The 14,190-nt window shown below is 52.3% G+C and carries 14 protein-coding genes; 3 read left to right on the top strand and 11 right to left on the bottom strand.

From position 1 onward, the window contains the following. The first annotated feature begins 256 nt into the window (after positions 1–256). The gene (gene rep, locus ABYA77_RS13280) at positions 257–2,275 is read left to right on the top strand and encodes a DNA helicase Rep (RefSeq protein ID WP_372966453.1); all 2,019 of its coding nucleotides are present in this window, start codon (positions 257–259) and stop codon (positions 2,273–2,275) included. A gap of 47 nt (positions 2,276–2,322) precedes the next feature. On the opposite strand, the gene ABYA77_RS13275 is transcribed toward rep, so the two are convergent. Further along, complete coding sequence (locus ABYA77_RS13275; RefSeq protein ID WP_372966452.1) at positions 2,323–2,745, bottom strand: cytochrome c5 family protein; 423 nt, start codon at positions 2,743–2,745, stop codon at positions 2,323–2,325. Between the two features lie 206 nt (positions 2,746–2,951). Here ABYA77_RS13275 and ABYA77_RS13270 point away from each other — a divergent pair, with 206 nt between their 5' ends. After that, a complete protein-coding gene (locus tag ABYA77_RS13270) occupies positions 2,952–3,290 on the top strand; it encodes a hypothetical protein (protein ID WP_372966451.1) in 339 nt (112 codons plus the stop codon). A gap of 10 nt (positions 3,291–3,300) precedes the next feature. Further along, a complete protein-coding gene (locus ABYA77_RS13265; protein ID WP_372966450.1) occupies positions 3,301–4,407 on the top strand; it encodes a phospholipase A in 1,107 nt (368 codons plus the stop codon). A 124-nt stretch (positions 4,408–4,531) separates the two neighbouring features. Here the strand turns inward: ABYA77_RS13265 and ABYA77_RS13260 are convergent, their stop codons facing one another. From ABYA77_RS13260 to ABYA77_RS13215, 10 genes are all read right to left on the bottom strand, one after another. Continuing rightward, positions 4,532–5,884, bottom strand: a complete 1,353-nt coding sequence (locus ABYA77_RS13260) for a phosphomannomutase (protein ID WP_372966449.1) — start codon at positions 5,882–5,884, stop codon at positions 4,532–4,534. 9 nt (positions 5,885–5,893) lie between these two features. Next, entirely contained in the window at positions 5,894–6,370 is a 477-nt protein-coding gene (gene bfr / locus ABYA77_RS13255) for a bacterioferritin (protein ID WP_372966448.1), read from the bottom strand. Positions 6,371–6,520: 150 nt separating this feature from the next. Next, positions 6,521–6,727 (bottom strand): bacterioferritin-associated ferredoxin, encoded by a 207-nt coding sequence (locus tag ABYA77_RS13250; RefSeq protein ID WP_372966454.1) that lies wholly within the window; start codon positions 6,725–6,727, stop codon positions 6,521–6,523. Between the two features lie 99 nt (positions 6,728–6,826). Continuing rightward, positions 6,827–8,119: a Xaa-Pro dipeptidase gene (gene pepQ, locus ABYA77_RS13245; protein ID WP_372966447.1), complete on the bottom strand. Its 1,293-nt coding sequence runs from the start codon at positions 8,117–8,119 to the stop codon at positions 6,827–6,829. A gap of 46 nt (positions 8,120–8,165) precedes the next feature. Continuing rightward, entirely contained in the window at positions 8,166–9,179 is a 1,014-nt protein-coding gene (locus tag ABYA77_RS13240) for an ABC transporter ATP-binding protein (RefSeq protein ID WP_372966446.1), read from the bottom strand. Continuing rightward, the gene (locus tag ABYA77_RS13235; RefSeq protein WP_372966445.1) at positions 9,176–10,174 is read right to left on the bottom strand and encodes an ABC transporter ATP-binding protein; all 999 of its coding nucleotides are present in this window, start codon (positions 10,172–10,174) and stop codon (positions 9,176–9,178) included. Before ABYA77_RS13235 ends, ABYA77_RS13240 begins: the two co-directional genes overlap by 4 nt. A 4-nt stretch (positions 10,175–10,178) precedes the next feature. Next, a complete protein-coding gene (locus tag ABYA77_RS13230) occupies positions 10,179–11,111 on the bottom strand; it encodes an ABC transporter permease (protein ID WP_372966444.1) in 933 nt (310 codons plus the stop codon). Beyond that, complete coding sequence (locus tag ABYA77_RS13225; RefSeq protein ID WP_372966443.1) at positions 11,108–12,157, bottom strand: ABC transporter permease; 1,050 nt, start codon at positions 12,155–12,157, stop codon at positions 11,108–11,110. The genes ABYA77_RS13230 and ABYA77_RS13225 overlap by 4 nt, the downstream gene beginning before the upstream one ends. A gap of 77 nt (positions 12,158–12,234) precedes the next feature. Continuing rightward, complete coding sequence (locus ABYA77_RS13220; protein ID WP_372966442.1) at positions 12,235–13,797, bottom strand: ABC transporter substrate-binding protein; 1,563 nt, start codon at positions 13,795–13,797, stop codon at positions 12,235–12,237. Positions 13,798–13,937: 140 nt separating this feature from the next. Continuing rightward, a partial coding sequence (locus ABYA77_RS13215; protein WP_372966441.1) for an LrgB family protein occupies positions 13,938–14,190 on the bottom strand: 253 nt, incomplete at its 5' end.

Raw genomic sequence — 14,190 nt, 5'->3', positions numbered from 1 at the left:
TTCAGATCAGCCTCATTCGATAGCATCGACCGATACCACAGAAAATCTGTGTAGTGTGGCGTTAAAACAAGAAGTCGCAGGCGATCGCACCTGGTGTCGAGAGACAATGTCATCAAACAAAATCCATGTGTCGGTCAGAATCGCTTAAGTGTTATTAAGCATAGCCTATAGAAGGTCAAGGTACACAGGCCTACGCTGGTGTAGAATACCCCCATAATGAAATCCTCTGCATGATTCCTCAATTGGCCCCGATATTGTGAACAAGCTCAACCCCAGACAACGAGAAGCGGTTCGCTACGCAGACGGCCCCCTATTGGTACTGGCCGGTGCAGGCAGTGGCAAAACCAGCGTGATCACCCGAAAGATCGCCCATCTTATTGAAGAACTTGGCATTCCCGGCCGACACATTGCCGCCCTGACCTTTACCAACAAGGCCGCCCGGGAAATGAAGGAGCGAGTAAGCCGCATTGTAGACCGCGGAAAATCCAGAGGCCTGATTGTTTCCACTTTCCACAATCTGGGGCTGAACATCATCCGTGAGGAGCACCCACACCTCGGCTACCACCCGGGTTTCTCCATCTTTGATGCAGAAGATGCCAAAGCGCTGTTACAAGACCTGATGATGCGAGACGAAAGCGCCGAGGCAGGCGATGAAGTGAGCGATGTCCAGATGACCATCTCATCCTGGAAAAACGCTATGCGCACTCCGTCAGACGCCTATAGCAAAGCCGCTGATGAACGGGAACAGCGCATTGCCATCATCTACAAGCATTACAACGAATACCTGAAAGCCTATAACGCCGTCGATTTTGACGATTTAATCCTACTGCCAGTGCAACTGTTCAGGGATTGCCCGGATGTACTGACGAAATGGCGAAAAAAAATCCGATACCTGCTGGTGGATGAGTACCAGGACACCAACGTCTGCCAATATGAGTTGGTCAAACAGCTGGTCGCCGAGCGGGCTGCGTTTACGGTGGTGGGTGACGACGACCAGTCTATCTATGCCTGGCGAGGCGCTCGCCCGGAAAACCTCGCTCAGTTAAAAGATGACTTCCCTAGCCTGAAAATCGTCAAACTGGAACAGAACTACCGCTCTACCGGGCGCATTCTTCGCAGCGCCAACACGGTCATTGCCAATAACCCCCACGTATTCGAGAAGGCCCTGTGGAGTGACCACACCATCGGTGAAGAAATTCGCATCATTCGCTGCCGCAACGAGGATGCCGAAACCGAACGGGTGGCCACGGAAATTCTCGACCAGAAGCTCAAGAATGGCCTGAATTTTCAGGATTTCGCAGTTCTCTATCGAGGCAACCATCAGGCCCGGCTGCTGGAGATGAAGCTTCAGGCCTACCAGATTCCGTACCGGCTATCCGGCGGCCAATCGTTCTTTTCCAAGAGCGAAATAAAAGATGCAATGTCCTACCTGAGGCTGTTGATCAACCCCGATGACAATGCGGCATTCCTGCGCGTGGTGAACGTACCCCGCAGGGAGATTGGTCCACGCACGCTGGAGCAACTGAGCCACTATTCCCGGGCACGCAATGTCAGCCTGTTCAAAGCACTAAGTGATATGGGCGCAGAAACCCATGTCACTGAAAAAGGTCTGGACCGCCTCCGGCGTTTCGCCCACTGGGTGGATAAAACCTGTGAGCGACTGTTTTCGGAAGACCCTATCCCGGTCATAAAACAGCTGTTCACCGATATCGAGTATGAGGAGTGGTTGCACCAGCACTCCGGCAGTCCCAAACAGGCCGAACGCCGGATGGAGAACATCTGGTATCTGGTGGAATCCATCCAGCGCATGCTGGACGATGGCAAAGGCACCGCAGATGAACTGGGCATCGAAGATGCAATCGCCAAACTCATTCTGCGGGATATGATGGAACAACGAGAAGAAGAGGACGACAGCGATAAAGTTCAGTTGCTGACCTTACACGCCTCCAAAGGGCTGGAATTCCCCCATGTATTCATTATGGGTCTGGAAGAAGAAATTCTGCCGCACCGGAGCAGCATTGAGGAAGGCAATATTGAAGAAGAGCGGCGTCTAATGTACGTAGGCATCACCCGGGCCAGGGAAACCCTGTCTTTGACCTATGCGGCTTCTCGAAAACAATACGGAGAAAAACTGGAAACCATACCCAGCCGTTTTCTGGATGAACTGCCGGAAGAAGATGTGAAATGGGAAGGATTGGGTGAGCAGGACAAAGAGGCTAACCAGAAAAAGGGCAAAGCCACCCTCAGCGCTCTGATCGGCAATCTGGAGCTCTAAAACGACAAAACCCCGCAAATAGCGAGGTTTTGTCTGGCAAATCAGGCTTACTGGCTTGACTCAACCATAAACTCAACAGCAGCGGCGAGTTCCTCGTCAGAGCAGTTCGCACAGGCGCCTCGTGGAGGCATGGCATTAAAGCCATTGATGGCGTGATTAATCAAGGTATCCATGCCTTTCGCAATGCGAGGTGCCCATGCCTCGGCGTTACCGCTCACAGGTGCACCGGCTGCACCTGTGGCGTGACAAGCCATACAGGCAGAATTGAAAACATCACTACCAGAACGAGCACCAGCACTAGCGCCGGCCGATGCAGCCGGAGCAGCAACCGCTTCACCACACTCTTCGCCCTGCAGGCAAACTTCACCCACCGGCTTGATGCGCTCGCGGATTTCATCTTCAACACTAGCCAGTGCAGTACCGGCGGCCAGGCTAAAGCCAAGCAAACCAACAGCCAGGAGTCTCTTCATCTTCACAATGCACCTCGCATTTGAGCGTTATAATATTTCGGTCGCAGCATTATAGCGATTGACGCCCTGCAAAAAAACCAAACAGCAGAATCAGATTTTGACTTCAACCAGTTTAGTGACAGTTTTGCAGGTTGTAGCTCAACCATCTTCATTTCCGGTTACCATAGTCGCCACTCTAACACTCTTCCTGATATATGAGCCCGAACATGACCAAGATACCTGCAGATATTCCGGATAAAAGACGCAGGCCGCTGCTGATTATCGAGTTTACCTGCCTGGCGGTTCTGTTGATCTCAATGGGCTGGTTCAGCAGCCAGTCCACTGCTGAGAATCCTATAAGCCCGGCCTGGCTATTACTCCCAGCCGTTGCCAGCCTCGGCGTATTTCTTAGCTTTATCGGTTTGATGTACCTTCGGTGGGTCGTTTCTGCCAATGATGACCAGCGGAGCCGACACAAAATGATCTTTGTCTTGCTCGCCCTTACTCTGATCGGGGTTTGGGTTTACGGCATTGGCAACACCTGGCTGAGTCTGACCGCCAGTTAAAGGATATGACATGAAATTACGGCTTAGCTTTGCCTGCACGCTGTGCGTCGCCAGCCTGACATCGACCTTCCCGGCATGGGCACAAGATGCAGCTTCCGGGGAAACCGTTAACTGCGCTTTGATTCTGGATGGCGTGCAGCGACTTGCCTGTTACGATGCCCTGCATGACCCCGGCGCAGCCAGGGAACAAGCCGATGAGGCGAACCTGAAGCAGGCGGAGCAACGCGCTGAAACACTGGCTGCCGACAAAGCCACTCGCCAGGAAATAGTAGGAAATGCCCTTGAGGGCGACCCGGGTTCAGGCGTTATGGCCGCTCTGGTGAACAACTACTTGGATGCGGAACAGTCCCTTTTTTCCTTTGCCGGCAGTTTCGTTGCCCATAAACCCAATTACATCTTGCCGTTAACCTGGGTAAAGAACCCCAATTATGAACCCAGCAGCCCCAGACTGGGTCTCACCAGTTATGATTATGACCTTGCCCGGGAGGAAGCAAAGTATCAAATCAGCTTCAAGGTTCCTCTGCTGACGGGCATTTTCGATAAAAAGACCACGGTCTGGTTCGGTTATACCCAAAAGTCTCTGTGGCAGGTGTATAACCAGGATGAGTCCGCACCTTTCCGGGAGACCAATTATGAGCCGGAGTTGTTTGTCCGCTATCAACTAAACTGGAATATCGGGCCAGGCACGTTGAGCGCTGTTTCGGCAGGTTTCAATCATCAATCGAACGGGCAGGCTGACCCTCGCTCACGGAGCTGGAACCGTATTATGGGTTCTGCGGCCTATAGCTATAACCGCTGGTTGTTTATGGTGCAGCCCTGGTTAAGGCTGCCAGAAGATAGTAACGACGATGACAATGCCGACATTGAGCGGTATCTCGGCCATGCCAGCTATCATGCGGTTTATAAGCTATCGGAGGATCGTACGTTTTCCTTGAAGGTGCTAAACAATTTGCGGTCAAATAATCGGACATCAGTGGAGTTTGGTTACAGTTTTCCGATGGGGGATTCGTTAAAGGGCTTTTTCCAGTATTACAACGGGTATGGAGAGAGCCTGATTGACTATAACGTTCGTATTGAGCGGTTTGGCATTGGGGTTATGCTGAACGACTGGCTCTGATTTCACCAGGTAATGGAGCAGACCCGAGGCATGGGGTAGCCACTCCAAAACGGAAAACGTGGTTTCCCTGATCGTTTCAGAGGGGCTACCCCATGCCTCGGGCCCATACTTTGTGCTGGGCACTTCAGGCGTTCAGCTTTTCCATTTCTTCCAACAATTCTTTGGTCTTTTCTTCCATCAGAGCAGTATCAGCTCTGGATTCCACGTTCAGGCGAACCACCGGCTCAGTATTCGACATACGCAGGTTAAAGCGCCAGTTGTCGAACTCTATGCTCAGGCCGTCTACGAAGCTGATGCGTTTCGCGCCGACTGAATATTTCTTTTCAATCGCAGCGATCACTTTGGCTGGGTCATTGATGGTGCGGTTGATTTCGCCACTGGCCGGATAGGCTTCTATTCTGGCATCAATCAGAGACGACAAGGTTTGGCCGGATTGGCACAGGCGTTCAGCGATCAATAGCCAGGGGATCATGCCGCTGTCGCAGTATGCGAAATCGCGGAAGTAGTGGTGGGCACTCATTTCACCGCCATATATGGCATCTTCGTCACGCATTCTTTGTTTAATGAAAGCGTGCCCGGTTTTGCTTTCGATGGCTTCACCACCGGCTGCTCGTACCAGATCCTGGGTGTTCCAGATAAGTCTTGGATCGTGAATGACCTTCCCGGGGCCGGTTTTTCTAAGAAACTGGTCAGCCAACAGGCCGACAATGTAATAACCTTCGATAAAGCGGCCGTTTTCGTCGAAAAAGAAGCAGCGGTCGTAGTCACCATCCCAGGCAATGCCCATCGCTGCGCCGTGTTCTTTCACTGCATCCGCTGTGGCGGTTCTGTTTTCCGGCAGGATGGGATTGGGTACCCCGTTGGGGAAATGGCCATCGGGTTCATGGTGAACTTTGACGAAGTTGAACGGTAAATGCTGTTCCAGCTCGTCGATGACCAGACCCGCTCCGCCATTGCCGGCATTGCATACAATCGTCATTGGCTTAAGAGTTGCCGCATCCACGTATCCGAGCAGGTGGTCAATATAGGCGGCCATTACATTCAGAGACTGGTAGCTGCCCTGTTTGGGAGCGTTATCAAAGGGTTCCAGCACTCGGTCCCGGATGTCATTCAGGCCATTGTCCGAACTGATCGGGCGGGAACCAGGCCCGACCATTTTCATACCGTTGTGGTTCTTGGGGTTGTGGCTTGCGGTAACCATGATGCCGCCATCCATGTCGTAATGACTGGTCGCGAAATACACCTGTTCAGTGCCGCAGAGGCCAATGTCGTATACGTCCGCGCCGGCAGCCATCAAACCGGAGTTCAGGGCTTCCGTGATTTCCGGGCTGGATAGCCGGATGTCGTAACCGACGATCACTTTTTTTGCACCGGTGACTGCCACATAGGCCCGGCCGATTTTCTCGGCGAGAATGGGGTTCAGTTGTTCCGGCACGCTGCCGCGCAAGTCATAGGCTTTAAAACAAGACAGGTCCATTGTATGTGCTTACTCCCCGGCAGATGACTGAAGCTGAATATAATTTTGAATGCCCATCTGCCGGATCATTTCCAGCTGAGTTTCCAGCCAGTCAATGTGCTCTTCTTCACTGTCCAGAATACTGCGGAACAACTGACGCGAGGTGTAATCCTGAATTTCTTCACAGTAGGCAATGGCTTCTTTCAGATCTTCGTGGGCTATGTGCTCGATTTTCAGATCGCACTCGATCATTTCCTGAACGTTTTCACCAATCAGCAACTTGTTCAGATCCTGGAGGTTAGGCAGGCCATCAAGAAACAGAATGCGCTCGATCAGCTGATCAGCGTGTTTCATCTCATCGATGGATTCTTCGTATTCTTTGGCAGCAAGTTTGGCGATGCCCCAGTCTTTGTACATCCGCGAATGCAGAAAATACTGGTTGATAGCCGTCAGTTCGTTAGCAAGCACCTTATTCAGGTACTGGATGACTTTCTTATCACCTTTCATTGCATCGCTCCTTGTTCTCAGCAGCCGCCTCAAGCGTGAAGCTCTGCCGGGGCTGTTCCGGGGTCGGCGAATTCACACGGAATTCGTTTATCACCATACAAGGATAGCGTGTTAGAGCCGTTTTCTGAATCGGGAAACCCAAAAGAACCGTCAGGCTGGGCTGGCCAACATGTTGGCCAATGCCAAATAGTCTGATGAGCGAGTTTCTCTCAGTATGCTGCGAGCCATGCTGGCACAACGACCACACTGAGTGCCGACACCTAATTCCTTGCCAAGTTGGCGCACAGAGGAAACCCCATTTTCTGCGGCTTCTCGGATATCTCTGTCGGTGATTCCATGGCAAACGCATACGTACATAGCAGAGCTCTCACTAACGACAACAATCTTAGTGATAATTATTATCATTATGATCCGCTACTGCAAGTCTTTTCCGTAAATTTTGTATGGCCAGTGGGATTACGGCTCCGCTTTTCGGGTCAGGTTCGTGTGCCCAGAGTCGCTCACAACTACGTTGTCTTCAATCCGAATACCGCCACAACCCTGCAACTCGTCAAGCAGCTCACGGTTCAGATGGTGCCCGAGAGGACCGCTCAGCAATGGCCTCAGCAACGATGGGATAAAGTACAAGCCCGGTTCAATGGTTACCACCATGCCCGGTTCCAGCATTCGAGTCAGACGAAGGAAAGGCGCGTCTTCCGGCGGGGGCACTGGCCTGCCAGCAACGTCATGCACCTGAACGCCAAGGAAATGGCCAATGCCATGGGGAAAGAACGCCCGGGTAATACCCTGTTCCACAATTGCTTCGTCATCCAGACCTTTCACCAGACCCGATGCCGACAGTAAAACCGCAAGACCTTGATGGGCTTTGCGGTGAATATCGATGTAATCCACACCCGGAGCCACCATAGCACACAGTCGCAACTGCAGCCGCTCAAGGCCCTGAACCAGAGCAGCAAAATGTGCTTCACCGGAACCCGCAGTCGTGCGGGTGATATCAGAACAGTAACCCCGGTAACGAACACCGGCGTCAATCAGCAGGCTTCTGGGCAGGCCCGGGGGTTGAATATCGTAATACTGGTAATGCAGCGTGCCTGCATGCTCATTCAGACCGATGATGCTGTGGTATGGGGCATCAGCTTCACGCTGACGGGTTGCCTGCTGGTAGGCAAGACTAATGGCGAACTCACTTTCGCCGTTCAAAAAGGCCGTTTGTGCAGCACGATGTCCTTCCAGTGCCAAGGTGTTGGCATGAGCGAGACAGCCGATCTCATAATCGGTTTTGTGTACCCGGGTTTCATCCAGAGCCTTTAACAACGCCGGTGGGTTAATGTCTCCCGGCAAGCCATCAAGTAACACTGGGTCGCCAATAACCGCCAGTCCATTACAGGTGGTCAATTCTGGCGCGTCAGGGGTCCGACGACTGCGCACTTCAACGGCTTGCAGCCACGGCTCTTCAGGAAGAGGCCGGCCGGCATGCCAGAAGTCTATCGGCTCATATAGCCACAGAACCGGCTTCTGCCCCACGCGAATCAGCAGCCAGCAATGCTCGCGCCCGGTCAGGCCGGTCCAGTGCAGGAAGGGGCCGTAGCCTTGAAAATGCCAGGCCTGGTCATCACCGTATTGATAAGGCGCAAAACCAGAAGCCATCAGAAGCGTGTTATAGCCATGGCTTTCCAGCGCATGTTCGTACCGGGACTGCAGTTGCTTCAGGTGTTCCAGCTGCAAAGCCAGCAGATGTTGGTCAGGCATAATGAATGTCCAGTTTGTGCCAGTAATTAAACAGGTTATCCGCCCCCTACAGCCGCCCTTCTTCCACCGCGTGGCAAGCCACCTGGTTACCCCCATCGGTAACAATCAGCTCAGGTATCTGGCGGCGACAACGATCATTAGCGTGGGGACAACGCCCATGAAATACACAGCCAGAGGGTAGGTTGACAGGTGTAGGTACCTCCCCTTTCAGGCGAATATGGTTTGGGCGATCATCTTCCAGCTTCGGAATAGCCGACAATAAAGCCTGGGTGTACGGGTGCCTCGGTGTCGAAAACAGGGTTTTGGTATCCGCCAGCTCACATACCCGCCCCAGATACATCACAGCCACCCTCGTCCCAAAATGTTCCACTACGGCCAGATCGTGGGTGATAAACAGGTACGTCAGACCCCGGCTTTCCTGAGCATCCATCAGCAGGTTCAGCACCTGGGCCTGAATAGAGACATCCAAAGCAGAAATCGGCTCGTCCGCTACAATGAATTCCGGATCTACGGATAGCGCCCGGGCAATCGCTATACGCTGGCGTTGACCACCGGAGAACTCATGGCCAAATCGGCTACCCCAGTCCCTGTCAATGCCAACAGACTCCATCACTTCGTGAATTTTATTTCGCACTTCTATTGCCGGCCAATCTGGATGATGAAACCGGATAGGCTCTTCCAGCGTTTGCTGAATTGTCATACGTGGGTTCAATGAGGCATATGGGTTCTGAAACACCATTTGCATCTTGCGCCGATACGGCAGTGACTCTTTTCGCTCAAGGTTGTCGATGCGATGGTCTTGGTAGTGTATTTCCCCGACACTAGGAGAAATCAGCCCCATAACGGTGCGAGCCAACGTAGATTTACCACAACCGGATTCGCCTACAACACACAGAGCCTCGCCCTTCTGTACGTCCAGATCTACGCCGTTGATCGCATGCACAGCTTCCTGTTTTCTGTGAAAACGCCCCCCGCTAAACGTAATCTGCTCAAGCAGACTGCCAGACAGATCGAAGCGTTTTTCCAGGCCGCGAATACTCACCAACGGGGAGGTCGTCATGATTCAGCCTCCTGCATGCGTGTCTCCTGTTCAATTCGGTGGGCGACTTCAAAACAGGCCACATCCACATTGCCCGAGTGTACATACTCCGGCATAGCCCCCCGGCATTGTTCAGTCGCAAACTCACAGCGAGGATGAAACGGACAACCTGCAGGAACATTTTTAAGTGACGGCATCGAACCGGGAATCTGGAACAGACGGGCGCCGGGACTCCCCATCTGAGGCAGTGCGCTGATCAGCCCCCGGGTATAAGGATGCTGAGCGTTATTAATAATATCCCGGGTGGGCCCCTGCTCGATAATGCGCCCCGAATACATGACCAGCATCCGCCGTGTCACCTGGGAGACTACGCCAAGATCATGAGTAATAAGCATCAGCGCCACGTTCTCCTGCTCGCACAGATTTAGCAGCAGATCCATGATTTCAGCCTGAATAGTGACATCCAGTGCCGTTGTTGGCTCATCAGCCACAATAAGTTCGGGCTCTAACAATAATGCGATGGCAATGATCACACGCTGACGCATCCCGCCAGATAACTCATGGGGATATTGATCCAAACGTTTTTCCGGCGAGGGAATCTGCACTTTCTGCAATCGGTCCAGAGCAATATCCCGAGCTTCCTTCTTGCTGATTTTTCGATGCGCAAGAATAGCCTCAACCATTTGAGTGCCAATGGTAAGCACCGGGTTCAGGGTCATCATTGGGTCTTGAAAGATCATGGCAATCTGATTGCCGCGGATCTTACGCAACTCCCGTTCGCTCATAGCGGCCAGATCTTTACCTTTGAACAGAATCTGCCCACCTGCAATATAGCCAGGCTGAGCCACCAGGTTAAGAATGGAAAAGGCAGCCACAGATTTACCGGCTCCAGACTCGCCCACCAAACCCAAACGTTCGCCTTTATCCAGGTTGAAGCTAATGCCTCGTAACGCGGTCAGATCCCCGCCACGTACAGCAAATCGCACATCCAGGTTTTTAACTTCCAGCAGTGCCATGACATTACCCCTTATACAACCGTGGGTTCATCACATCTCGCAACCAGTCACCCAACAAGTTGATGACCAACACGAGCACCACAAGCACCATGCCCGGAATAAGCGTGATCCACCAAGAGCCACTCTGAATATAGTCAAAGCCAGATTTGATCAAAGAGCCCAGAGACGGCTGGGTTTCCGGCATACCCAGCCCCAGAAAGGACAGCGCAGCCTCCGAAATGATCGCGTTAGCAATCTGTACCGTGCCAATAACAAAGATCGGCGACAGGGTGTTAGGCAAAATATGCCGGAACATAATGCGGCGGGTACCGAACCCCATCACCTTCGCCGCATCAACATATTCTTTTTTCTTCTCCGCCAGCACCGAGGCACGGACTGTACGGGCAATCTGCGGCCATTCGGCCACGCCGATGATAAATATCAGCATATAGATAGCGATTTCACCGAACATCAGATTACCAAAGCTGGCCTTGAACACAGCGCCAACGATGATCGCTACCATCAGTGTGGAGAACGATAACTGCACATCAGCAATGCGCATCAGCACAGCATCTACTTTGCCTCCGAGGTAGCCCGCCAGCAGGCCAAACAGAATGCCCAGTACCGACTGCAGCACCACTGCGCCAAAGCCAATCATCAGCGACACCCGCGTGCCGTACAGAATGGTGGACAGCAGATCGCGCCCTTGCGCATCGGTACCCAGGGGGAACGAAGGATCAGCTCCATCAAGCCCTAGCGGCGGCAGCTCGGAATTCATAATATTGATCTGAGCCAGATCATAGGGGTTCGCTGGCGCCAGCAAAGGCGCAAAAATCGCAGCCAGTACCATCAGCAACAACACCAAAGAACTGATGATGGCAACCTTGTCGCGCCTGAAACTGTACCAGAAGAAGGACTCGCGGAAGCGGTCCCAGCGGGAAACCGTTGCCGTTGTCATGCTTTTTTACCTGTCAATTTAACGGTGGGGTTCACCAGTCCATAGAGTAGATCCACCAGGGTATTGGTCACCACAAAGATCAGGCCCACCACCATCAGGTACGCCACAATCAGAGGAATATCGCTGCGGGTGATGGCCTCCAGGAACATCAGCCCCACGCCCGGCCACTGGAATACGGTTTCTGTCAGAATTGTGTAGGCCACCATAATGCCGATTTGTACACCGCCAACGGTAATGACCGGCAGCATGGTGTTCTTAAGCGCATGCAAAAAGTTGATTCGGCCAGCACTCAGGCCCTTTGCCCGGGCGTAGCGAATGTAATCACTCTGCAGCACCTCCATCATTTCGGCCCGGATCAGGCGGATAAACAGCGGTAACATGATCGAAGCCAGAGACACCGATGGCAAAACCAGATGCATCCACCCATCACTTGAGAAAAAACCAGATTCCCAGGTACCAAACAGGTGAACCAAATCATCACCCCGACCATAAGACGGCAAACCACCTTCGGTCGACAAGGCTTCATTCAGCCACTGCCCCCACCCGGTATCCACCGGGAACCAGGTAACCGTTACGCCAATTGAAAACAACTGAATCAATACTATGGCCGTCAGGAACACTGGGATAGAAATACCCACGGTGCTGACGCCCATGAAGAATTTTGATAACCAGGCCTGAGGTCGAATGGCGGCGTAAACGCCGATTGGTACCGAAAGAAAAATAATAATCAGGCTAGCACCAATCACCAGTTCCAATGTTGCGGGCAGATGTTCAGCAATAACCTCCAGCGTCGGCTTACTGTAAAAATAGGAATTGCCCAGATCGCCCTGAATAGCCTTCCCGGCGAAGCGCAGATACTGCAATACCATCGGGTCGTTCAACCCCAGCTCTTCACGAATGGCTTCTCGCTCCTCCGCAGACACGGACATGCCCACCATCTCCTGAAGCGGGTCCCCGAGCCCATCCTGAATAGCAAAGGCGATGACACTGATCACGAACATAACCAGAAAGGCCTGGGAAATCCTCTGAACTAAAAACGCTAGCATGGGAGTTTTCCGGATAAATCTTGCAAACAAAAAGCCGGCACCGGATCACCCCGGTACCGGCCTACCACCATCAGCAATTACTCAACAACAAGGTCTCCCAGGTACGGGAAGTTCATGACGTTAAGAACCGGCTCAATGTTTACATTCTTCTTCGATGCCCAGGCCAGATCCTGCCAGTGCAGCGGAACAAATGCGGCATCATCGTACAAGCGCTGTTCAACTTCCTGCAGCATCGCACTACGCTTATCCAGATCGGTTTCCACGTTGGCCTTTTGCACCAGAGCATCAATCTCCGGGTTGCAGTAATTGCCTGCGTTGTACTGGCCAGAGCCAGTATCTGCATCTGGGCAGAAAGTCAGGAATTCGTAAAAGTTCGCCGAGTCTTCAGTATCTGCATGCCAGCCAATCAACATCATATCGGCAGCACGATTATCGTATTCCGGCCAGTACTGGGCCTTTGGCAGGGTTTTCAGGTCCACCTTGATATTAATGCGCGCCAGCATGGCTGCTGCAGCCTGAGCGATTTTATCGTCATTCACGTAACGATTGTTTGGCGACATCATGGTGATGGTAAAGCCATCCTCGTACCCCGCCTCTTTCATCAACTGCTGAGCCTTGGCTACATCAAAACGCGGTTTCAGGTTTTCATTGTGACCCTGATATCCGGCCGGAGACAGCTGAGACGCCGGGGTTGCAAAGCCTTTCATGATCTTCTCGGCAATGCCTTCCTGATTGATGGCGTACGCTATGGCCTGGCGAACCTTCGGATTTTTGAAGGCTTCAACCCGCTCCTGGTTCATATGAAAAATAATGATGCGGGTGCCACTCATGGTCACCAGATTGGCGTTTTTGTCACGCTTGATCCGGTCCAGATCATTCGGCGGAACCGGTGCAATAAAGTCCACACCACCCGACAGCAACGCAGACACACGAGTGTTATCTTCTTTGATGGGCGTTAATACAATTTTGCCAACATTACCGGGAGATTCAGTATCCCAGTAGTCGTCAAAGCGTTCAAACTCCACCCGTACACCCTGCCGGCGTTCACTAACTGTGTAAGGCCCGGTTCCGGAAAGGTTCTCAGAGGCAAAGGAGTTGCCATGCTTGAGAATAGCGCCCTTATCTTTACCGTCTTCCGTTTTGCCGCTGTAGAACTCACTATCCAGCGGGAAAATGTATGTCGCCGTGTTCAGCAATAGCGGGTAAGGCTCCGAAGTCACCAGCTCGAAGGTGTAATCATCAATGACATTAATGCCGCTAAAGGGTTTGAAGATAGCTTCGAAGTCCTGGCTTTCTTTCAGGCGATCGAAGGTAAATTTCACATCCTCAGCAGTAAATTCATTACCGGAATGAAACTTCACACCCTTACGCAATGTGAAGCGCATGGTGTTTTCGTCAACGCGCTCCCAGCTTTCCGCCAGGCGCGGTTCAAACCCGAGATCTTTAGTCCAGCGAATCAGAGGGTCAAACGTCATATGGGACAACTGCAGAATGCCGCCCGAAAGCTGCTCATGAATATCCAGCGTTACCGGATCTGAATCATAAGCCACCTTCAGCTCTTTTGTTGCTTCGGCGGATACAGCTACCGGCGCCGCAGCCAGCGCCATAGAACCAATAAAAGCTGCCAGTAATTTTTTCATCGTATTTTCCGTCACTGTTTTAGAAATTTTCACGGAACATCGGCAAGGCTTGCACCGATTGTCTAAAAACAACCTAGACGTGACAGCAGTTTACGGCAAGCACAATTGCCACATTAGAATATTAGTTCAACAAATCGCCTTTAAAAGGCCGGCACTACAAACTGGAACGCAAACGGCAGCAAAAGCGCGGTAAATACGCCGGTCAGCCCCATCCCAAGAGACGAAAAAGCCCCGGCAGTCGGACTGATCTCGAAAGCCCTTGCCGTACCAATCGCGTGGCCATTCAACCCCAAAGCGAAACCAATAATTCGCTCATCGTCAATCTTCAGCCATTTAGCGACCCAATCGACAAATAAGGACGCCAGAACGCCGGTAATCAGCAAACCACCCAGG

Origin of the sequence: Marinobacter sp., from assembly GCF_041595835.1 — a bacterium.
Lineage (GTDB): Bacteria > Pseudomonadota > Gammaproteobacteria > Pseudomonadales > Oleiphilaceae > Marinobacter.
This window is presented reverse-complemented; position numbering and strand designations above follow the sequence as displayed.